The organism is Modestobacter sp. VKM Ac-2978, from assembly GCF_026968025.1.
Taxonomy (GTDB): Bacteria; Actinomycetota; Actinomycetes; order Mycobacteriales; family Geodermatophilaceae; genus Modestobacter.
Genome location: NZ_JAPVBP010000008.1, coordinates 16,638 through 37,703, shown reverse-complemented (window position 1 = coordinate 37,703; position 21,066 = coordinate 16,638). Strand labels below are relative to the sequence as shown.

The window sequence follows — 21,066 nt, the reverse complement described above, 5'->3', positions numbered from 1 at the left end:
CCTGCTCAGATCGACCGGTACTGGGTGGGCGCCATCCGGGGACCCCGCTTGGGCGGCATGCTGCCGCCGACCTCCAGCAGCCGGACGACGCGCTGCCGGTGCCCGCGCCAGGGCTCCAGCAGCGCGAGCATCCCGTCGTCGTCGGTCTTCCGGCCGGCCAGCGACCAGCCCACCAGGTTCTTCAGGTGGTAGTCACCGACGCTGACCGAGTCCGGGCAGCCGACGGCCCGCTGGGCCACCTCGGCGGCGGTCCACACCCCGATGCCGGGCACCGACTGCAGCCGGCGGCGCAGGTCGGCGCAGTCGTCGTGCACGCCGGCCTCGAGCCGGGAGGCGACCGAGGCGACCGCCCGCAGCGCCCGGCGACGGGCGCCGTCCAGGCCGCAGCCGTGCCACTGCCAGTCGGTGACCGCCAGCACCCGCTCGGCCGAGGGGACGACCCGCATCCCCGCCGGCGCCGGTCCGGGGGCCGGCTCACCGGCCAGCCGCAGGAGTTCCCGGAAGGTGCGGTGCGCCTCGATGCCGGTCACCTTCTGCTCCAGCACGGCGGGCAGCAGCGCGTCCCACACCCGGCCGGTGCTGCCCAGCCGCAGCCACGGCGCCCCGCGGTGCAGCCGGGCGACCAGCGGGTGCGGGGTGGGGTCGAAGTCGTCCGGCCGGTCCTCCGCGCCCAGCCAGCGCGGCGCCGCCTCCCCTGCCCAGCCGGCCCCCGGGCCCCAGACCTGCACCCGGATCGCGGCGGGACCCCCGGTCAGCCGCACGGTGGCGGGGCCGTCGGGCGTGGTCGTGGTCCGCCAGACGCCGTCCTCGGCGTAGCGCAGCGTCGGGTCACCGGTGCCGCGGCGGTCCCGGGACAGCGTCCGGCGCACGTCCAGCGGCCAGTCCGGCGTCCAGACCCGGTCGTGGACCGGCGCGTCCACGACCAGCAACTGCTCCCCCATGACGTTCCCCCCAGCCCGCGCTGCCGTCAGCGGGGCGCCATCCGCAGCGCGCCGTCCATCCGGATGACCTCGCCGTTCAGGTAACCGTGCCGCACGACGTCCAGGGCGAGCTCGGCGAAGTCCTCGGGGCGGCCCAGCCGCTTGGGGAACGGGATGCCCGCGGCGAGTGCCGTCCGGGCCTCCTCGGGCAGGGCAGCGAGCAGGGGCGTGTCCACCAGGCCGGGGGCGATGGTGCAGACCCGCACCCCCACGGAGGAGAGGTCCCGCGCCGCCGGGAGGGTCAGCCCGACGATGCCGCCCTTGGAGGCGGCGTAGGCGATCTGCCCGATCTGGCCGTCGTAGGCGGCGATGGAGGCCGTGTTGACGACCACGCCCCGCTCGCCGTCCTCGTCGGGCTCCGTACGGGCCATCGCAGCGGCCGCCAGCCGCAGCACGTTGAAGGTGCCGATCAGGTTGACGGTCACGGTGCGGCTGAACGGGGCCAGGTCGTGCGGGGAGCCGTCGCGGCCGAGCACCCGCTGCGCCCAGCCGATGCCGGCGCAGTTGACCGCGATCCGCAGCGGGCGGTCCTTGCCCGTCGCGTCCTCGATCGCCGCCTGCACCGACGCCTCGTCGGTGACGTCGGTGCGCACGAAGGTCGTGTGGCCACCCAGCTCGGCGGCCAGTGCCTGCCCGCGATCCTCCTGCAGGTCCAGGACGGTGACCGCGACACCGGCCGCGGTCAGCGCACGGGTGGTGGCCTCACCGAGGCCCGAGGCCCCGCCGGTGACGACCGCGGCGACGTCGAGGTTCTTCATGCGCCCGAGGTTAACCAGAGCCGTCTGCCCGCGACTGCGGGAGCCACGCCCACACGCCGTTCAGGCGGTCAGGCGACCGAGCCCCGGGCCCGTGGCCCCGACCGCGCTTCACGGTCGGGGAGTCGCCTCTCCGCCTCGGTCAGGGCGACCGCACGGGCCAGCGTGACCATCCGCGCCTCCTGCTCCCGGAACCGGACGCCGGTGCTGCCGACCAGGTAGATGAAGGCCAGCGCCAGTCCGTAGAGCATCAGGTCGGCACCGCGGGTGACACCCACGGCATCGGCCGCGGCCTGGAGGAGGTCGGGGAACAACACCGCGATCGCGCCGGCGACGACGGTCAGCCCGGCCATGATCTTCCGCCGGGCCTGACCCCGCAGGGACGACCGAGCCCGCAACGACAGGACGACGGCCGCCACCAGCGCCGGGACGAGCAGGAACTTGATGATCACTTGCGCCGCCCGTGGCTGACCCGGTGGGCGAAGGTGTCGACCAGGATGTTGACGCTGTTGAGCAAGGGCTGGCCCTTCGAGCGCGAGTAGTCCGTGTAGAGGATGTGCACCGGGTACTCGATGATCTCGTTCTGCGGCCGGGTCAGGAAGTACTCGAGCTCCGACGCGTACGCCATGCCGGAGTGGGAGAGCTTGATCTGCGAGGCGATCTCCCGCGTGACGATGCGCAGCCCGTTGTGCGCGTCCGTCAGCCGCGTCCCGGCCCCACGGTTGAGGAGCTTCGTGGCGGTCCGCAGCATGAGGCTGCGCAGCCAGCTCATCTCCGTCTTCCCGTCCAGGAAGCGGGAGCCGATGACGACGTCATGGCCTTCGCGGATCAGCCGGATCATGCCCAGGAGGTCGTTGAGCTGGTGCTGACCGTCGGCGTCGAAGCAGGCCACGTAGCGGGCGTCGGTGAACCGCACGGCCGCCTCGTAGCCGGTCTGCAGGGCGCCACCGGCGCCCAGGTTCACCGGGTGCGTCACGCGCAGCGCCCCGGTCTTGTCGATCTCGTCCGCGGACGCGTCCGTGGACGCGTCGTCGACGGCGATGACGGTGAGCCCGGCGGTGATCAGCTCGGCGATCACCCCGCCGACGACCGGCGCCTCGTTGAAGACGCGGACCACGACGACCGTGTCGGCCCATTCGGCGGACGCGCCGTGCGGAGCCGCGAACTCCGCGACGACCTCGGAACGCGCTTGGCTGGGGTTCATCGCGGTCGAATGTAAACCCGGGACGGCGCCGAGCCGAAGACTCGCCACAGCACCCGCCCCTTGCGTCACACCGTCAACTGAAGCCCCGGCCGCACCGCTCCTCCACCGTGGCCAGCAACTGCTTGACCCGCTCGGCGTCCCCGACCGGGCACACCATCGTCACGTCCGCGGTGTGCACGACCACGCTGTCCCGGACGCCGACCAGCGCGACCAGGTGGTCGGGGTCGTCGCTGAGCACCACGTTGCCCGAGCTGTCCAGCAGGACGGTCAGCCCACGGGTCGCGTTGCCGGCGGCGTCGGTGCTGAGCGTGTGGGCGAGGGCCGGCCAGGAGCCGACGTCCAACCAGTCGACGTCCAGGTCGACCACGGCCACCCGGCCCGGCTCGGCGGCCGCCGGCTCGAGGACGGCGTAGTCGACGCTGATCTTGGGCAGCGTCGGGAAGACCTCGGCGAGCACGGCGTCCCGCTGCGGCCCGGCCGGTGCGGCGACGATGCGCCCCAGGCCGGCGGCCGACTCCGGCAGGTGGTCGGCGAGCGCCTCGAGCACGGTCTGCGCCCGCCAGACGAACATCCCGGAGTTCCAGACGTACTCGCCGCTGGCCAGGTACTGCTCGGCGGTGGCCCGGTCCGGCTTCTCCCGGAAGGAGGCGGCCTCGCTCGCGCCGGGCACCTCGGTCGGTGCGCCCTTCTGCACGTAGCCGAAGCCGGTGGCCGGCGACGTGGGGGTGACGCCGAGGGTCACCAGCGCCCGCGGCCGGACCGCGAGCAGGTCGTAGGCGGTGCGCAGCGCGGCGGCGAACCGCTCGACCGGCCGGATCACGTGGTCGGCGCTGACCACGGCCAGCTCGGCGTCCGGGTCGACGTCGGCGACGAGCGCGGCGGCCAGCCCGACGGCGTTGGCGGTGTCCCGGGCGACCGGCTCGAGCACCAGCCGGTCGGCGCGCAGCCCGGGCAGCGCAGCCCGGACCTGGTCGCCGTACCGGGCGGCGGTGCAGACCCAGATCTGCTCGGTGGGCAGCACGGCCTGCAGCCGGGTGAACGCCTCGGCGAGCAGGCTGTGGGCCCCGGCGCCGTCGGCATCGGCGAGGACGTCGAGGAGCTGCTTGGGCCGGGCGGCCCGGGACAGCGGCCACAGCCGCGTGCCGGACCCGCCGGCCATGATCACCGCGTGCTGCACTGCTGGCTCCAGTCGGTCGGGGAGGTCATCGTCTGCGCCACCGGCGGCGACCGGGCAGCTGCTCGGCACGCTGCTGCGGCTGCGCGCCCGCACCGACCCGCGCACTGACGTAGGACGTCAGCATCCGGGCGCCGAGACCGCCGCGCAGCACCCAGCGCAGCGGCGCGTGCCGCCGGCGCGGGTACTGGCCGGACAGGTAGCGCAGGGCGCTGGTGTGGTGCACCCGCTGCATCCGGTGCGGCTCCCGGCGGGTGGCGTGGCCGCCCTCGTGCACCACCACCGCGCTGGGCACGTAGACGTGCAGGTAGCCGCGCCGGCCGAGCCGCTCGGCCAGGTCGACGTCCTCGAAGTACATGAAGTAGCCCGGGTCGAAACCGCCGACCGAGTGGAACGCCTCCAGGTCGACCAGCAGGCAGGACCCGGACAGCCAGCCCGCGGGGCGCTCCCGGGGCGCCTCCCGCTCGCGTCGGTAGCGGGCGGTCCACGGGTTGCTGGGCCACACCCAGCCCAGCAGGGCGTGACCGATCCCGGTCGAGAGCGAGGGCAGGTCCCGCGCCGAGGGGTACAGCGCGCCCTCCGGCGTGCGGATCCCCGGCCCCAGGGTCGCGGCCCGGGGCCAGCGGGCCGCCGCGGCGAGCAGCTCGTCGACCGCGCCGTCCTCGAAACGGACGTCGGGGTTGACCACCACCGCCCACCCGGTGCGCAGGTCGGCCAGCCCGGCGTTCGCGGCCGGGCCGTACCCGACGTTCCCGCCGATCGGCAGGAGCCGGACGTCGTCCGCACCGGCCGCGACCCGCTCGGGCCAGCCGTCGGTCGAGCCGTTGTCGGCGAGCACGACGTCCAGCGGTCGGGTCGTCGCCCGCCGCAGGCTGCTCAGCAGCCCCTCGATCGCCTCACCGGGCGAGTAGGTGACGGCGACCACGCGCAGCGGGCCGGTCACGCCGCGGCCGCCGCGGCGTAGGCGGTGAGGTGCGCCCGGGCACAGGCACGCCAGTCGAACAGCGCTGCGCGGGCCCGGCCGGCGGCAGCCAGCTCGGCCCGGCGGACGGGGTCGGCCAGCAGGTCCCGGAGCGCCACGGTGATCGCCGGTGCGTCGGGCTCGGTGTAGGCCACGGCGTCGCCGCCGACCTCGGGGAGGGACAGCAGCCGGGTGGTCAGCACCGGCGCACCGGAGGCCATCGCCTCCAACACCGGCAGGCCGAACCCCTCGCCCAGGCTGGGGTAGGCGACCACCGTCGCCTCCCCCAGGAAACCGGCCAGCATCTCCAGCGGCAGGTAGCCCGGGCGCAGCAGCCGGTGCGTGTCCGGCACCTCGGCGGCCGCCCGGTCCACCTCCGCGTCCCATCCTCGGCCCCCGGCCAGGACCAGGGCGGGCGGGTCGGTCAGCGCGCTCCACGCCCGGATGAGCGCCGGCACGTTCTTGCGCGGTTCCAGCGTGCCGAGGAAGCCGACGTAGGGGCCCGTGAGGCCGAGGTGCTCCCGCACCGCGGCGCGCTCGGCGTCCGAGGGGACGTGGAACCGGGCAGCGTCCACCCCGAGGTGGGCGACGTCGATCCGGGCGGGATCGGCACCGGCCACCCGCACCAGCTCCTCGCGCGTGGCGGCCGAGGGCGTGATGCACCGGGCGGCCCGGGTCAGGGACACCCGGGTCCAGGTGGTGAAGAACCGGCGCTTGACCGCCAGGTGCAGCTCCGGGTGGGTGAAGAAGGTGGCGTCGTGCAGCGTCGTCACGACGGGCAGCCCTCCGGCCAGGGGCATCGTGTAGTGCGGGCAGTGCAGCACGTCGGCACGGGCCCGCCGGGCCAGCAGCGGCAGGCCGACCTGCTCCCAGACCAGCCGGGCCGGCCGCCGGCCGATGCTCGCGGGCGCCGCCAGCAGCTCGACACCGGGGAGCAGCCGTTGGTAGTGGGCGACGTCGTGCGCCTGACAGACGACGACGAGGTCCGCACCCTCGGCCTGCAGCGCCGGCAGCAGCTCGTCGACGTAGCGGCCCACCCCACCCCGGTCGGCGGGTACGGCAGTGGCGTCGACGAGCACGCGAGGTCGGTTGCTCAGGAGTGACTCCGGGGGCGGTCGAGACGGGTGGGGGCTGTTCGAGACTACGAGAGGGCCGCTGCGGGACGGCGCCGATACGCTGACCCGATGCGAGGCATCATCCTGGCGGGCGGAAGTGGCACCCGGCTGTACCCGATCACCAAGGCCATCAGCAAGCAGCTGATGCCCATCTACGACAAGCCGATGATCTACTACCCCTTGTCGTTGCTGATGAACGCCGGGATCCGTGAGGTCCTGATCATCACCACCCCCGACGACCAGGCGCAGTTCCAGCGGCTGCTCGGCGACGGCTCCGACGTCGGCATCGAGATCAGCTACGCCGTCCAGCCGAAGCCCGAGGGGCTGGCCCAGGCCTTCGTCATCGGCGCGGAGTTCATCGGCGACCAGCCGGTGGCGCTCGTGCTCGGCGACAACATCTTCTACGGCACCGGTCTGGGCAAGAACCTGCGGGCCAACACCGACCCCACCGGTGGCCGCGTCTTCGCCTACCACGTGGCCAACCCCCGCGACTACGGCGTCGTGGAGTTCGACGCCGACGGCCGGGTCATCTCCATCGAGGAGAAGCCGGCCGTGCCCAAGAGCAACTACGCGGTTCCCGGCCTCTACTTCTACGACAACCGGGTCGTCGAGATCGCCTCGAAGATCACGCCCAGTGAGCGGGGCGAGCTGGAGATCACCGCGATCAACGACGAGTACCTGCGCCGCGGCGAGCTCACCGTCACCGTGCTGGAGCGTGGCACCGCGTGGCTGGACACCGGCACGCACGTCTCGATGATGCAGGCCTCGGAGTTCGTCCGGGTGGTCGAGGACCGGCAGGGCTGGAAGATCGGCTGCATCGAGGAGATCGCCTGGCGGCGGGGCTACATCGACGCCGGGCAGCTCGAGGCGCTCGCCAAGCCCCTGCGGAAGAGCGGCTACGGCGACTACCTCCTGAACCTCCTGGCCGAGCCCGGACTGGACTGACGGCGGGGTCCTCCCCGTCGACTCAGCCCGGCCTCCGGCTCAGCCGTCCAGGGCCGGAGGCCGCGCAGCGGCCGGTCGATCCGTCAGGGCGAGGACCGCGAGGGCTGCGGTCAGGACGACCGCGCTGCTGAGGCCGTAGCGGACATTGGCGTCCGCGCCCTGGGCGGCTGCGAAGAAGCAGCCGTTCACGACCGTCCCGAGCCAGACGGTCGCCAGGACGAGGGTCTGCCGCCGGCCGCCCGACCGCGCGGGCTCTCGGTGCCCTCGTCTGCGTGTGACGGCGGCTGTGACGAGCACGGGCAGGAGGACGAACCCGACCGCGAGGAAGGCGCGGGACAGGTCGGGCCGGTGTGCGCTCATCCGGGTGATGTTCCACGCGGTCGGGGTGTCGGAGTCGTCTCCGGTCACCGCTCTGGCGGTCCCTTCGACGGCGAAGGTGACCGGGGCGAACGCGTACTCGATCGCATCCGCGCCCGCTGTGGCCGCCACCTCCACAGCGCAGCAGCGCAGGGTGGCAGCCAGAGCGGCGCGGACCACGCCGGATCCCCCGTCGTCCATCTCCAGCATGCGCTGGGTCATCGGCAACGCGTTGTTGTTGTGCTCGTCGAAGGCCGCCGCTTCCTCGGCCGAGATCTGCGCGCGTACGTCCGCAGGCAGGTCGCCACGGACCTCCGACAGATGCGGCCAGACGATCCGACTGACCGCCGCCGGCGCGGCACCGGCCTCCGGCCGGCCGTAGTCGGTCGTCTGCGTGGCCCGGTTGACCGCCGACCCCAGGAGAGCGGGCAGCGCCAGGACGAGGACCGCCGCCACGGGCAACCACCTGCGGCCCACTCCCGCCTGCCGCCGGCGCACCACGAGGCACGCGATCCCGGCAACGATGGCCAGGACCAGCAGCACGGTCGCCTTCTCGGTGCGGAGCAGAGCTGTGCTCAGCGCCGCCCCCACCGTGATCGCAAGGGTCCGGCGAGCGACGTCCCCGTCGATGACCACACGGGCGAGGCCGGTGAGTGCCACCACGAACCCCGAAGCGGCGAGGGAGTCGCTGAGCACGCTGGTCGCGTAGTGCAGGGCCAGCGGCGAGGTGACGACGACCGCCGTCATGAAGGCGACGACGCCACGCCTGGCAGCCGGTGCCACGGTGTGGATCAGGTACCACGAGGCTCCTGTGACCGCCGCCGTCTGGAGCAGGTAGATGGGCACCTGCAGCGGGACACCGAGCGGCTCGCTGACGACCGACGCCACCCGTACGAGCAGCGGGTAGGCGAGCGTCCGGTAGCCGTCCACGCGCAGGTCATCGGCCAGCCGGAAGTACTCGGGGGTGTCGCCGTAGGCCGGGACGGCGGTCAGGTTGGCCAGCCACCAGACCAGCCCCACGACCACCTGGACGGCCGCCAGGGCAGTCACCACCCACATCCCCCACCGCCGCATGCCGGTACTCCTCCGTTCCGCTGGTGACTGCGGCCGCCGGATCGTCCGCGACCGCACGGGACTGCTGATCACGCGCTGGGCACCCGGCAGACGAGGTCGTCCGTCCCGGTGTAGCCGACCTCCATGCCCTGTTCCTCCAGGACGGTCGCCAGTTCGACGAGTCCCGTGCGGTGGCACACCACGCCCACGTCGAGCGTCGTCAGGGCCTCGGGTGCGCGCGCCAGGTCGGCGGGGTCCGTGCCTCCCTCGACCAGCCGCTGGAGCAGCAGCCGGGTGGCGACCCGAGCCCCGGGCCGATCCGCGTACACCTCGAGGTACTCCCCGCGGGAGCTGACCGGACGGGCGTCGGGCTGGACCACCCCGAGCGCGGCGACCACGTCGACCGGCGCCAGCACACGCTCGCCGGACGCCTCGGCCGCCGCCCACCGCGCCGCGGCCAGCGGACCGGCCGGGAGCTCCCACGTGCCCGGCGCGGCGACGGTCGCCCCGTTCAGCGGGCTCCACAACGGGAGTCCTCCCACCAGCAGCGCGGCTGCCGCGCCCACGGCGACCACACCGCCCTTCACCCGACCGGGCACCCCTCCGAGCAACGCGACGAGGGCCGGGACGGGGACGATCCAGGTCAGCCGCCACGCGATGGCGTCGGTGCCCATCACCGACCCGGCCAGGGCGTAGAGCGCCGGGACCGCGATGAGCAGGCCGGCGGCGACCGCCGCCAGCGCCGTCCAGCGAGCCTCGGGGTCGCAGGCCGCCCAGTGCTCCGGCAGGAGGCAGCCGGCAATGAGGACGACGGCCGCCGCGAGGGCCACGACGGCCGGGAGACCGGTGCCGAGCACCTTCTCCCAGGCGTCCTCACCGGCGGCTCCCGGGACGAAACCGCCCTGCCCGGTGCCCCCGGCGACGAGCATCACCGCACCGGCGGCCAGTGCCGGGCCGGCGCCGATGGCCAGGAGCCGGCCGACGTCGGCCCACTGGCGCCGCAGTGCGCCGGGCACGCTGCCGGCCAGCACGACCCCGGGGACCACGAAGACGGCAGCCGGGGTGAGGCCGACGGCCGCCACGGACGCCAGCCCGACCACCGCCATCGCGGCTCGGCGCTCCCGCCCGGCCCCCGCGGCCCACAGCCAGGCGCACGCCGCGTAGAGCAACGGGACGACGATGGCGAGGAACAGCACCTTGCCCTGCCACATGCGGGCGAGATGCAGGTTCCCCCACGACGCGTGCGTCGCACCCCCGAGCACGAGGAAGAGCGCGGCGAGGAGCAGCCCGACCGCGGGACGACGCACCCGCCACGCCCGGAGCAGCATCCACAGCGCCCAGACCGCGCCCGCGGTGGCCAGCGGGGGCAGCAGGACGTAGGCCACGTCGCCCACGCTGAGACCGGTCACCCGGGAGACCCAACCCAGGAGCGCCTCGATGGACGGGAGGTAGGGGGTCTGGGCCGGCAGTCCGGGCCACCGGCCACCGGAGAAGATGACGTCCCCCACCCGGACGTCGCCGTGCGCGGCGATCCACGTGCTGCGGACGACGTACGACGCGTCGTCCAGGTCGAAGCGGACGATGACGGCGGCGAGGCCCGCCAGGACGGCCGACACCGCCAGCGGCACCCACGGCCCGGCCACCGGGAGGGCGGCGACCGTCGGGGCCAGCGACCGCCGGACGGCGATCACGACCACCGGCCCGAGAGCGACCCACCCCCAGAAGGCCCAGGCCGACGGGATCGCACCGGCCAGGGCCAGGAGGTAGGCAGCGGTCCAGGTGGCGAAGAGGGCCAGCCCGGCCAGGACCGCGAGGTCGAGCATGCGGGTGACCCGGCTCGCCGGACCGTCGGCTGCGAGACGCCCGGCGCCGGCCACGGCAGACGGGTCCGTGGCGGCGCGTTCCCGGACGGCGGAGTACGGCACGCGCGACGCTAACCCGCCGGCCACCGGCTCCCCGGCACGGTGCTGGCGAGTTGACGACCGACGCTGCACAGGCTGCCCACCCGCCCCAGGGTCCCCGACCTCAACCGCACAGCTCGGCGTACAGCTCCACCAGACGGTCGGCTGCCCGGTCCCAGGTGGCCGCCGCCGACACCCGTCGCCCGGCGGCCATCATCTCCGCCCGGACCCCCGGCTCACCCACGACCTCGCCCAGCACCCCGGCCAGCGCCGGCGCGTCGCCCACCGGCGCCGTCCGGGTCGCCCCGTCCCCCACCTCGAGCAACGCCGGGTCGTCGGAGGTGACCACCGGGACCCCGGCCGCCATCCCCTCCAGGACCGGCAGGCCGAACCCCTCGGCCCGGCTGGGCACCACCAGCGCGGTCGCTCGGGCGAGCAGGACGGCCAGGTCCTCGTCGGTGACCCGGCCGAGGACCCGCACCCGGCCCGGGGGCAGACCCAGCTCCGCAGCTCGCCGCAGCGGGTCGACACCGCCCCACCCGGCCTGGCCGGCGACCAGGAGCGGCAGGTCGGGGGCGCCGGGGAGGGCCAGCGCCGCCAGCAGCACGTCGAGCCCCTTGCGTGGCTCGAGGGTGGCGAGACTGAGCAGGTACCCGCCCGGGGGCAGCCCGAGCCGGTCGGCACGTGCGTCGGCGTCGGGGACGGGCCCGGTGAGGACGGCGGCGACGCCCTCCCCCACGACCTCCACCCGGGGCAGCCGCACGTGCGGGCGCAGCGCCGCCTCCACCGCACGGGTCGGGACGACGACGGCATCCGCCTGCTCTGCTGCCCGCTCGGCCATGGACCGGTGCCAGCGGACCCCCCGCGGGGTCAGCGTCTCGGGGTGCGTCCAGGGGACGGCGTCGTGGACGGTCACCACGAGCGGGCGACCGCGTCGCGGCGGGAACAGGAGGGTCGGCGCGTGGACCAGGTCCGCTCGCCGCGGAGCGGGCCCGACGCCCCGCTCCCATGCCGCGACCAGGGGACGCCGGGCCAAGGGGAACCGACGAGGTCCGGAGACCCCCGGGACCTGCGCAGCGGTGGTGTGCCGGTGCCAGGCGACCCAGCCACGGACGTCGATGCCCGGCGGGCGCACCAGCGAGCGGGCCAGTTCCGCGGAGTACCGGCCGGTGCCGCCGGGGACAGGGCTCAAGCACTGTTCCAGGACGACGGCCACCTCCACGGCCCCGACCCTAGGTCCCGGCACGGGAGCCGGCCGCCCCGGCCCGCGGGGCACCGCACCGTGAGAACATGTCGCCGGATGAAGATCGCCCTCGATGCCACCCCGCTGCTCGGCCGTAGCACCGGGGTCGGCACATACGTCCGTGGCCTCACGTCCGGGTTGGCGGAACTGCCCGGCCTCGACCTGCGGGCCGTGCCGTTCACGCTGCGCGGCGGGCGCCGTCCGGCGGGACTGCCCCCGGCGGTGCACTGGCGGCACCTGCCGGTTCCCGCCCGAGCGCTGCAGGCCGCCTGGACCCGGGCCCCCCTCCCGCCGGTCGAGGCGTTCAGCGGCCGGGTCGACGTCTTCCACGCCACCAACTTCGTCGCGCCGCCGGCGCTGCGCACGGCGTCGGTCGTGACCGTGCACGACCTGACCTACCTCCGGTTCCCCGAGTGGGTGACCGACGCGGTGCTGCGCTACCGGGACCTGGTGCCCCGTGCGCTGGACCGGCCGGGCACCGTGGTCGTCACCCCGACCCGGGCGGTCGCCGACGAGGTGACCGCGGCCTACTCCCTGCCCGACGACCGGGTCGTCGTGACCCCGCTCGGGGTGGACCCGGCCTGGTCCGGAGCCCACCCGGTCGACGATGCGTGGCTGGCGGCCCGGGGCCTGCCGGACGAGTTCCTGCTCTTCGTCGGGGCACGCGAGCCGCGGAAGAACCTCAGCACCCTGCTCGATGCGCACCGGCGAGCGCGCGCGGAGGGCTCGGTCCCCGACCTGGTGCTCGCCGGGCCGGCCGGCTGGGGGCCGGAGGCCGAGCAGGGCGCCGGAGTGCACGTGACCGGCTGGCTGAGCCAGTCCGAGCTGCACGGTGTGGTCGCCCGGGCCCGGGCCGTGCTCCTGCCGTCCCACTACGAGGGCTTCGGGTTGCCGCTGCTGGAGGCCATGGCCGCCGGCACCGCGGTGGTCGCCAGCGACGTCCCGGCACACCGGGAGGTCGCCGGCGGGCACGCCACCCTGGTCGCCCCGACGGACGTGGACGGCTGGGCCGAGGCGCTCACCGCCGCTGCGCCGTCGGAGGGACCACGCCGGGCCGAGGCTGCGGCCTGGGCGCGGCAGCACACCTGGCGGGCATGCGCCGAGGCGACCGTCGACGCCTACCGACGGGCCATCGGGTGACCGGCACCCCGCGACGGCCCGTGCTCACCGTGGTGATCGTGACCTGGAACGGTCGACACCTCCTCGACGACTGCCTCGGCGGTGTGGCCCGGCAGGACCTCGGCCGGGACCGTTTCGACGTGGTCGTGCTGGACAACGCCTCCACCGACGGGACCGTCGAGCACCTGGCCCGGCACCACCCCGACGTCCGGGTCCTGACCGCGCCGTACAACACCGGTTTCGCGGGAGGCGCGCACCGCGCCCTGGCAGCGGTGTCGACCCCGTACGCGGTGCTGCTGAACAACGACGCGGTCCCCGAGCCGGGGTTCCTGTCGGCGCTGCTGCGGGCGATCGAGGCACCCGGGGCCGAACGGGTGGCCGCCGTGACCGGCAAGGTGCTGCTCCGCCCGCGCTTCCGCCGCTTGCCGCCCGGCGCTCCGACCGCCGAGGGCGACGTGGTGGCACCGACGGGCACCTACCGCCCGACCCCGGACGGCGACGTCGACCTGGTCAACTCCACCGGCAACGAGGTGACCCGCTCGGGCTACGGCAGGGACCGCGGGTGGCTCCAGCCGGACGAGGGCCGGGAACCCTCTGCCGAGGTCTTCGCCTTCTGCGGCGCAGCGGTGTTGCTGCGCGCCGCCGCGCTGGCCCAGGTCGGCGACTTCGAGCCCCGGCTGTTCCTGTACTACGAGGACACCGACCTGTCGTGGCGGCTCCGCACGGCCGGGTGGACGATCCGGTACGAGCCCACGGCGGTCGTCCGGCACGCGCACGCCGCCAGCAGCGACGTCCGGTCGGCGCTGTTCCGCTTCCACGACGACCGGAACCGGCTCCTGGTGCTGACCCGGAACGCCCCCGGCCGGCTGGCCGTGCGGGCGGCGCTGCGGTACCCGGTGACCGTGCTGCACCTGACCCTGCGCCAAGGGCCCGCCACGGCGATGACGGTCACCCGGCTGCGGGCGTTCGGCTCCTACCTGCGGTGGCTCCCCCGTGCCGTGCGGGTACGCCGGGCAGCGGGCCGGTCCGCGCTCGTCCCGCGAGCGCAGACCGCGACCCTCCTCGTCGCCGACTGAGGCCACCCGGCCGGCCAGGCGTCACCGGAAGCGGGCGACCCCGCCACGGACGTTCTTGCGGATCCGCCCGGCGACCCGACGGCCCAGCTCGACCGGCCCACCCTGCTGCATGTACTCCCGGATCAACCCGAGGTCGCCACGCAGGTTCGGCTCGTACGACGTGTCGATGAGCCGCCCCTGGACGACGGCCTCGAGTTCCTTGCCGTTCGCCCCGGCGAGGTCGGGTGCTCGGCGGGGGGCGCGGCAGAACTCCAGCAGCGGGCTGAGCGCCCGCTCCCACGCGTAGTCGTTGCGGACCCGGTCGACCGCGTCCCGGCAGGCAGCGGCGAAGGGCTCGTCGTAGAGCGTCCGCTCCAGTCCCTCGGCCAGCGCATCGACGTCCTGCTCGGGCACCGTCACACCGAGCCCCTGTGCCGAGATCAGGTCGCCGAACGTGTCGCCGCCGGTGGCCACGATGGGCAGCTGGGCCCACAGGTAGTCCAGCATCCGGGTCCGGAAGGAGAACGTGGTCTCCACGTGCTCGAAGTGCGTGGACACGCCCACGTCCGCGTCCAGGAGGTAGTTCTCCCGGTCCCGGAAGTCGACCCACTCCTCGTTGAAGAACACGTGCTTGCCGGTGAGGCCCAGGGAGTCGGACAGTTCTCGGGTCGCCGCGGCCATGCGCATCTCGGGCACGTGCGGGTTGGGGTTGCGCATGCCCAGGAAGAACATCCGCACGTCGGGGCGGCGCTGGCGCAGCTGGTCGATCGCCCGGACCAGGGTCAGCGGGTCGAACCAGTTGTAGACGCCGCCGGCCCACAGCACGACCTTGTCGGTCTCGGCGATGCCGGGGACGACGCCCTTGATCGCCGGACGGGTGCGGCGCGGGGGCACCGAGCTCAGCCCGAAGGGGACGACGGCGAGCAGCTTGCTCATCGAGGAGTCCGCGTCGTAGGTCGCCGGGTTGAGCCGGCCGACGGCGGCCATCTGCCCCAGCCAGAAGTGCCGCTGCTTCTCGCTCGCGCAGAGGAAGAAGTCACCGCGGCCGAGCTGCTGGTTCAGCACCGTGGTCGTGTTGGCGACGTCGCGGGTGCGCTGGCCGCCCTCCTGCCCGCGGGTCTGCTCGAGCTGCTCGAGGTGCATCGGGTCATAGATGTCACAGACGATGATCTTCTGCGAGCGGACCAGCCAGGGCGCCGCGGCCATGGCGAAGCCCTGGAACACGATGATGTCGGCCCACGCCTCGTGCGGCTTGAGCTGGTCAGGCACCCCCACCGCGGAGACCGCGAAGCGCGGGTCGGAGATGCTCGCCCCGCTGGTCGAGACCAGGCGGACGTCGTGCTCGTCGGAGAGGTGCTCGGAGATCGCCCAGGCGCGCATCGCCGGGCCGGCCATCTTGGCCGCCAGCGGGTCGCCGGTGATCACCAGGATGCGCCGCCGGGTGGCGAAGAGGTCGGCGATGCCGAAGGACTCGACGAGCTCACCGTGCGCCTTGAGGTAGCGCGCCAGCGGGAACGCCGGCTCGATCGCCTGGCGGAACAGCGGTGCGAGCTCCAGGTCGTTGCGGGTGCGCTGCTCCTGCAGCCGCGCCCGGTCGGCCCACAGCCCGGCGACGTCGGTGGCGGCGTCGGCGATGGCCAGCACCCCGGCCATGGTGACCTTGGGGACGCTCATCTCGCCGATGTCGTCGCCGCCGGGTGAGCGCTTCAGGTCCAGGGCACCCGGGTCGATCTCGCCCCGCTCGGCGGCCCGGCTGATGGCCAGCATGAGCGCCGGCGCCAGGGTCCGCGACAGGGCGTCGTCCCCGTAGTTCTTGATCATGCTGAACAGCGCGTTGCGCTCCAGCAGGAACGTCTCCCGGTAGCTGCCGAACTTCTTCATCGACGCGTGGTGCTTGTGGAAGGCGATCGAGTCGGGCACGTAGCGCACCCGCCAGCCCAGCAGGTTCAGCCGCCAGCCCAGGTCGACGTCCTCGTAGAACATGAAGAAGCGCTCGTCGAAACCGCCGACGGTCTCGTAGACGTCCTTGCGGACGAACATCGCCGCGCCCGTGCCGAAGAGCACGTCCCGCGGGGTCTCCCACTCGCCACTGTCGGGCCGCTCGACCTCGCGCTTGTAGCCCATGCCGAACCAGGTGAGGGACCCGTCGACGTAGTCGATGTGGGTGCCCTCCCAGTCCAGCACCTTGCTGGCGACCGAGGCGACCGAGCGGTCCCGCTGGAGGACGTCGACGGCGGCGCGCACCCACTGCGGGTCGGGGCGGGCGTCGTTGTTGATGAAGCCGACGACCTCACCGCGGGCATGGCGGACCCCGGTGTTGCACCCGCCGGCGAAGCCGCTGTTCTCACCCGCCTCGATGACGACGGCCCCGGGCACCTCGCGACGGATCCGGTCGACGTCGTCGCCCCCGGAGTCGTTGTCCACGACGATCAGCTCGAGCTGGTCCGCGGGCCAGTCCAGCTCGCCGAGGGACCGCAGGCAGGTGATGGTGTCCTCGGCGCCCTTGTAGTTGACGAGGACGACCGAGACCAGCGGTTCGGTGGGCATCAGACGGTGGCCTCCGAGGCGATTGAAGGGAGATCCGCGTTCCAGCGACCACCGAGCGCGACCACTCCCCCGGACTCGCGCAGCTCACCGGTCTCGACGACGAACCGGTAGCAGTGGCGCAGGAAGTCGTAGGTGTGGGTGAGCGTGTGGTCCAGGATGCGGGCGCTGAGGTCGAACGTGTAGGGCTGCAGGGTGAGGTTGGGGATCGCGAGGTCGATGTGGCCCGACCCATCGATGTAGGCGATGTCCAGCCCGCCGTCGCGGGTGTGGTGCGCCCAGATGCGCATGCCGTCGACGGTGTCCAGCGCCAGTGCGAAGGCCGGCCGCTCGACCCGCTCCGAGCACTCGTAGGAGATCCGGATGGTGGCCTGCTCGCCGGTCCGGAACCGGTTGGCCGGCAGTCCCCGGGCGTCCAGGACGGTGACGTCGGTCAGGATCGCCTCGCCGGACCCGATCCGCGTCTGGACCGGCGTGCCGTCGGGAGCGGCGCCGTCCGACGACGCGGACGTGGCCGACGACGAGGGGACGACGACCTCCTGCTCGTGGCTCTTGTCGACGTAGCGGTCGACGATCTGGTCCGCCCGGCCGACCTCCACGAGGGAGCCGCGGTCGAGCCACGCGGCCTGGTCGCACAGCGTCCGCATGGAGCCCATCGCGTGGCTGACGATGACCACCGTCTTGCCCGCGCGGCGGAAGTCGACGAACTTCTCCATGCACTTCTCCTGGAAGGCGGCGTCGCCGACGGCGAGCACCTCGTCGACCAGGAGCACGTCCGGGTCCACGTTGATCGCCACGGAGAAGCCCAGGCGCATGTACATGCCCGAGGAGTAGTTCTTGACCGGCTGGTCGATGAAGGCCTCGATGCCGGCGAAGTCGACGATCTCGTCGAACTTGCGCTCCAGCTCACGCTTCGTCATGCCCAGGATCGAGCCGTTGAGGAAGACGTTCTCCCGACCGGACAGCTCGGGGTGGAAGCCCGACCCCAGCTCCAGCAGGGCGGCGACCGTGCCCTGGGTGCGGATGTCCCCCTTCTCCGGCTCCAGGATCCGGGCGATGCACTTGAGCAGGGTCGACTTGCCCGACCCGTTCTCGCCGATCAGCGCGAAGGTCGAGCCCTGCGGGATCTCGAAGGAGACGCCGCGCAGCGCCCAGTACTCGTCGTAGCTCGCCCGGCCCCCGCGCATGAGGGCCGCCTTGAGGGACTGGTTGCGCTCCTTGTACAGCCGGAACCGCTTCGAGACCTCGTCGACCACGACGGCCGGGGTGCTGCTCACAGTTCCTCCACGAGGCGGTGCTGACTCCGGTTGAACACCGCGAAGCCGATCACCAGGGAGCCGACTGCCGCCACGAGGCAGAACAGCAGGTCCCCCCAGTACGGCATGACGTTGTCGTACAGCATGGCCCGGAAGACGCTCACGAACCGCTCCAGCGGGTTGAGACGGTAGATCGTCTCCAAGGGGAAGTCGTTCCCGGCCGCCCGCATGCGGGCGGCCTGGTCCTGGATGAGCTGGTACGGGTAGACGATCGGCGTCGCGTAGAACCACAGCTGCATGCCGATGGTGACGAAGTGCTGGGTGTCCCGGAAGTAGACGTTGGCGACCGACAGCAGCAACGCGATGCCGAGGGCGAAGGCCGTCAGCAGGACGACGACGAGGAGCAGCAACGGGATCCACGGCAGCGGCATGCTGCCGAACAGCAGCAGCAGCACCACCAGAACGCCCAGCTCGATGGCGAAGGTGACGTTCAACGACAGGACCGTCGCGACCACCAGCGTCGGTCGCCAGAAGAAGACCTTGCGCAGGAGGTTGGCGTTGGCGATGAGCGAGCCCATGCCGCTGCTCACCGCGTTGTTGAAGAAGTTCCACGGCAGCAGGGCACAGGCCAGGAAGAGGACGAACACCTGCAGGCCACTGTCCTCGCCCACGGGCACCGGCACGCGGAGCACGAACCCGAAGACCAGGGTGTAGATCAGCAGGGTCGCGATCGGGTTGAGCAGCGACCACCCCTGACCGAGCAGGGTGCGCTTGTACTTGCCCCGGACCTCGCGGAGGGTCAGGTTGACCAGGAGCCCTCGGGAGTCCTTGAGGTCACTCACGACGCTCATGACAGTTGTTCTCGCATCGTGACGGAACCTTACCTCTCAGTACCTGGTGGAACGGCCGTCTCGAGCGACGCGCCGAGGGAGGCCGTCCCAGTGACCCCGGTGGTCACGGCCGGCCTCAGGGGTCACCGGACCCGGCGGCGGACGGCGTCCAGGACGCCGCCGATGACCGAGCGCCGGACCGAGCCACGGGGCACCACCCGGCCGGCGACGACGCGGCCACGAGCCAGGGCGCGGTACCCGCCCGACTCCTTGATCCCGGTCAGCTCCTGCACCGTCACCTCGAGCGCGGCGTGGGTGCGCGCCACCTCGTCGTGGAGCTGCGCCTCGAGCCGCTGGGCCTGCTCGGCCTCCGAACGCAGCTGCGCCACCTCGGCCCGCGCCTGGTCCCGCTCGGCGATCAGCGGTCCGAGCTTGGGCCGCAGCGGGGACATGGGGTGGTCCAGCAGCCCCGCGAGCTCACCCTCGGTGCGCTCGACCTCCGCTGCGAAGGCCTCGTCGTCGCGGCCGCAGCGCAGGAGCTCGGTCTGCAGCACGGCCTCGCGGTGCAGGGTCCGGGACAGCCGCTCCTCGTCGAGGTGCGTGTCGACCAGCGCGGCCAACTCGTCCAGGAGTGCCCGCCGGGACGGCCGGGTCTGCCAGGGGGTCGGCACGGTGGACAGCCGCTCGCACAACCAGATGAGGCCGCGTGCGACGACCTCGTCGACGGTCCACTCCGTGCTGCGCCACTCGTCGTCGATGTGGACCAGCCCGCCGTCCTCGTCGACCAGCAGGTTGTGCGGGACGAGGTCGACGGCCACGCCGTCGGGCTCCGCGGCCGAGGCCTCCACCAGCTCCCGCCACTCGGTCAGCGCGCGGCGGGTGAACTCCACGTCGCCCTTGGCGATCTCGTCGACGAGCGAGCTCCCGGGCAGGATCGGACCGGAGGTCACGCGGTGCGCGGGTCCGGCCGACTCACGCCGGTCCCCCAGCACGCTGCGCTCGAGCACCAGGCCGGTTCCGTCCTGACGGATGACGCTCTCGGTGGCCCGCCCGGGACGCCGTTCCGTCGTGTAGAAGGCGGCCCGCCGGTCGGTCGGCCAGAGGTCCTGCTGGCTGCCGTCGGGGGTGCCGACGACGACGAACGAGTTGCCGTGCTCCTTGCCCTGGCCGGCCGAGACCAGGGTGCGCCACAGCAGCTCCTCGTTCGGGCCGAAGTCCCGGGCGGTCTGCCAGTCGGGGCTCGGGAACCGCGGCAACCGACCGGCCAGCCCCGAGGGGTGGACCATGAGCTCGTCGGCGATGACGGCGCGGGTGAGCTTGTAGTCGGGGAACGCGCTGAAGAAGGTGGGGTCCATGCCGGCGCGCTGGAACAGGCTGCCCAGCGCCGCGCGGTCGAAGGTCCGTGCCGGGGAGCCGATCGGGTAGTCCTCGAGGGAGTCGTAGGCCCGGTCGCTGTGGTCCTCGGGTGAGCCCGCCAGGTACTTGACGCCGAGCTTGTTCTCGATGGCCAGCAGCAGCCGCCCTCCCGGCAGCAACCGGCGACGGATGTCGTCGAGGAACGCCAGATAGGGGGCCTCGTCGGCCGTCCCGCCGCCCACGTACTCCAGCACGCCGATGACGACCACCAGGTCGTAGGCGGGCTCGTCCGGCAGGTCCGCGAGCTCACCGGTGAAGACGCGGGCCCCGGGGCGGTCGGCCAGCCGCGCGGCGGCCACGGCCGCGCGCGCCGGCACCGGCTCGAGTGCGTCCACGACGGCGCACTCCTCGGCCAGGTAACGGCTCATGGCGCCGCACCCGGCACCCACCTCGAGCACCCGGGTGGCCGACCCGACCTCGAACGCCCGCAGCACGTTCGCCCGCTGGCGGTCCAGGTGGTAGCGCTCGGCCCAGCCGACCGCCCGGGAGTGGAGCTCCTCGTTGAGGGACCCACGGTCCTCGCTGCCGCGCACCAGCTCCAGCAGCGCCTCCTCGGCGCCGTCCCGGTAGCCGGAACCGACGTCCCGGAGCAGCGTCGGGCTCCCCGACACCGCATCGGGACGTGCCTGCCGGATCGGCGTGGCGGTCTCGACGGCTACGGACGGAACGGTGGGGGGCATTGCGACCTCTGTCTTGAGGGGAGGAGGGCGTGGAAGCGTCACTCACCGGGACGTGGCACACAGCCGCGACGACGGCGAGCAGGCTACCCGCTCCGGCGCCATCGACCGTCCGGCGGTCGAGGCAGGACCCGGGGGCAAGACCCTGAGGAAAGCGCACCCGGACGTCGGAGGCCAGCACCCGGTGCGCCCCGTGGGGTCACAGCGCCGCGCGGGACTGCTGTGGCGCCGGACGGCACGGTCCCGTGCTCGTGGCCCCAAATGCCCGGCCGGAGCTGATTACATACGCCGGGCCGCAGCGACACCGCCGGCCCCGGCGCGCACGCCGGACCGCGCCCCTGCGCCACACCCCGCCGGACGATGGAAAAGGGTCATGACGAGCACTGACACGGAGCGCAGAGCCGAGGCGGACCTGGATGGCAGCGCCGAGGCGAGGCAGCAGCAGGACACGCCCGCCGCAGGGACTGGTCCCGGCTCGACG

General features: G+C 73.5%; 17 protein-coding genes. 3 read left to right on the top strand and 14 right to left on the bottom strand.

From position 1 onward, the window contains the following. Nucleotides 1-5: 5 nt before the first annotated feature. From O2W53_RS18440 to O2W53_RS18410, 7 genes are all read right to left on the bottom strand, one after another. Nucleotides 6-941 carry a DNA-3-methyladenine glycosylase family protein gene (locus O2W53_RS18440; RefSeq protein ID WP_269164533.1) on the bottom strand — a complete coding sequence of 312 codons (936 nt, stop codon included), beginning with the start codon at nucleotides 939-941 and terminating at the stop codon, nucleotides 6-8. Nucleotides 942-967: 26 nt separating this feature from the next. Then, the gene (locus tag O2W53_RS18435) at nucleotides 968-1,738 is read right to left on the bottom strand and encodes an SDR family NAD(P)-dependent oxidoreductase (protein ID WP_269164532.1); all 771 of its coding nucleotides are present in this window, start codon (nucleotides 1,736-1,738) and stop codon (nucleotides 968-970) included. Between the two features lie 68 nt (nucleotides 1,739-1,806). Beyond that, the gene (locus tag O2W53_RS18430) at nucleotides 1,807-2,187 is read right to left on the bottom strand and encodes a DUF2304 domain-containing protein (RefSeq protein ID WP_269164531.1); all 381 of its coding nucleotides are present in this window, start codon (nucleotides 2,185-2,187) and stop codon (nucleotides 1,807-1,809) included. Continuing rightward, nucleotides 2,184-2,939: a glycosyltransferase family 2 protein gene (locus tag O2W53_RS18425; RefSeq protein ID WP_269164530.1), complete on the bottom strand. Its 756-nt coding sequence runs from the start codon at nucleotides 2,937-2,939 to the stop codon at nucleotides 2,184-2,186. Before O2W53_RS18425 ends, O2W53_RS18430 begins: the two co-directional genes overlap by 4 nt. A gap of 73 nt (nucleotides 2,940-3,012) precedes the next feature. Continuing rightward, entirely contained in the window at nucleotides 3,013-4,116 is a 1,104-nt protein-coding gene (locus tag O2W53_RS18420) for a mannose-1-phosphate guanylyltransferase (RefSeq protein ID WP_269164529.1), read from the bottom strand. A 25-nt stretch (nucleotides 4,117-4,141) separates the two neighbouring features. After that, on the bottom strand, nucleotides 4,142-5,056 hold the full coding sequence (locus O2W53_RS18415) for a glycosyltransferase family 2 protein (protein WP_269164528.1): 915 nt from the start codon (nucleotides 5,054-5,056) through the stop codon (nucleotides 4,142-4,144). Then, nucleotides 5,053-6,153, bottom strand: a complete 1,101-nt coding sequence (locus tag O2W53_RS18410) for a glycosyltransferase family 4 protein (RefSeq protein ID WP_269164527.1) — start codon at nucleotides 6,151-6,153, stop codon at nucleotides 5,053-5,055. The genes O2W53_RS18415 and O2W53_RS18410 overlap by 4 nt, the downstream gene beginning before the upstream one ends. A 105-nt stretch (nucleotides 6,154-6,258) precedes the next feature. Here O2W53_RS18410 and rfbA point away from each other — a divergent pair, with 105 nt between their 5' ends. Then, nucleotides 6,259-7,134 carry a glucose-1-phosphate thymidylyltransferase RfbA gene (gene rfbA / locus O2W53_RS18405; protein WP_269164526.1) on the top strand — a complete coding sequence of 292 codons (876 nt, stop codon included), beginning with the start codon at nucleotides 6,259-6,261 and terminating at the stop codon, nucleotides 7,132-7,134. Nucleotides 7,135-7,173: 39 nt separating this feature from the next. On the opposite strand, the gene O2W53_RS18400 is transcribed toward rfbA, so the two are convergent. The 3 genes from O2W53_RS18400 to O2W53_RS18390 form a co-directional block, all read right to left on the bottom strand. After that, complete coding sequence (locus tag O2W53_RS18400) at nucleotides 7,174-8,565, bottom strand: hypothetical protein (RefSeq protein WP_269164525.1); 1,392 nt, start codon at nucleotides 8,563-8,565, stop codon at nucleotides 7,174-7,176. A 68-nt stretch (nucleotides 8,566-8,633) separates the two neighbouring features. After that, entirely contained in the window at nucleotides 8,634-10,367 is a 1,734-nt protein-coding gene (locus tag O2W53_RS18395; RefSeq protein ID WP_269164524.1) for a DUF6077 domain-containing protein, read from the bottom strand. Between the two features lie 202 nt (nucleotides 10,368-10,569). Beyond that, entirely contained in the window at nucleotides 10,570-11,667 is a 1,098-nt protein-coding gene (locus O2W53_RS18390) for a glycosyltransferase family 4 protein (protein ID WP_269164523.1), read from the bottom strand. Nucleotides 11,668-11,745: 78 nt separating this feature from the next. On the opposite strand from O2W53_RS18390, the gene O2W53_RS18385 reads away from it, so the two are divergent. Continuing rightward, complete coding sequence (locus O2W53_RS18385; RefSeq protein ID WP_269164521.1) at nucleotides 11,746-12,828, top strand: glycosyltransferase family 4 protein; 1,083 nt, start codon at nucleotides 11,746-11,748, stop codon at nucleotides 12,826-12,828. Then, on the top strand, nucleotides 12,783-13,883 hold the full coding sequence (locus tag O2W53_RS18380) for a glycosyltransferase family 2 protein (protein ID WP_269164520.1): 1,101 nt from the start codon (nucleotides 12,783-12,785) through the stop codon (nucleotides 13,881-13,883). The genes O2W53_RS18385 and O2W53_RS18380 overlap by 46 nt, the downstream gene beginning before the upstream one ends. A 21-nt stretch (nucleotides 13,884-13,904) precedes the next feature. Here O2W53_RS18380 and O2W53_RS18375 read toward each other — a convergent pair whose 3' ends face one another. The 4 genes from O2W53_RS18375 to O2W53_RS18360 all read right to left on the bottom strand — a co-directional run bounded on the left by O2W53_RS18375 (nucleotide 13,905) and on the right by O2W53_RS18360 (nucleotide 20,588). Further along, nucleotides 13,905-16,409: a glycosyltransferase gene (locus O2W53_RS18375; RefSeq protein ID WP_269164519.1), complete on the bottom strand. Its 2,505-nt coding sequence runs from the start codon at nucleotides 16,407-16,409 to the stop codon at nucleotides 13,905-13,907. Next, a complete protein-coding gene (locus O2W53_RS18370) occupies nucleotides 16,409-17,683 on the bottom strand; it encodes an ABC transporter ATP-binding protein (RefSeq protein ID WP_269164518.1) in 1,275 nt (424 codons plus the stop codon). Before O2W53_RS18370 ends, O2W53_RS18375 begins: the two co-directional genes overlap by 1 nt. Further along, nucleotides 17,680-18,513 carry an ABC transporter permease gene (locus O2W53_RS18365; RefSeq protein ID WP_269164517.1) on the bottom strand — a complete coding sequence of 278 codons (834 nt, stop codon included), beginning with the start codon at nucleotides 18,511-18,513 and terminating at the stop codon, nucleotides 17,680-17,682. The genes O2W53_RS18370 and O2W53_RS18365 overlap by 4 nt, the downstream gene beginning before the upstream one ends. Before the next feature lie 122 nt (nucleotides 18,514-18,635). Beyond that, nucleotides 18,636-20,588, bottom strand: a complete 1,953-nt coding sequence (locus O2W53_RS18360; protein WP_269164516.1) for a methyltransferase — start codon at nucleotides 20,586-20,588, stop codon at nucleotides 18,636-18,638. Nucleotides 20,589-21,066: the final 478 nt, after the last annotated feature.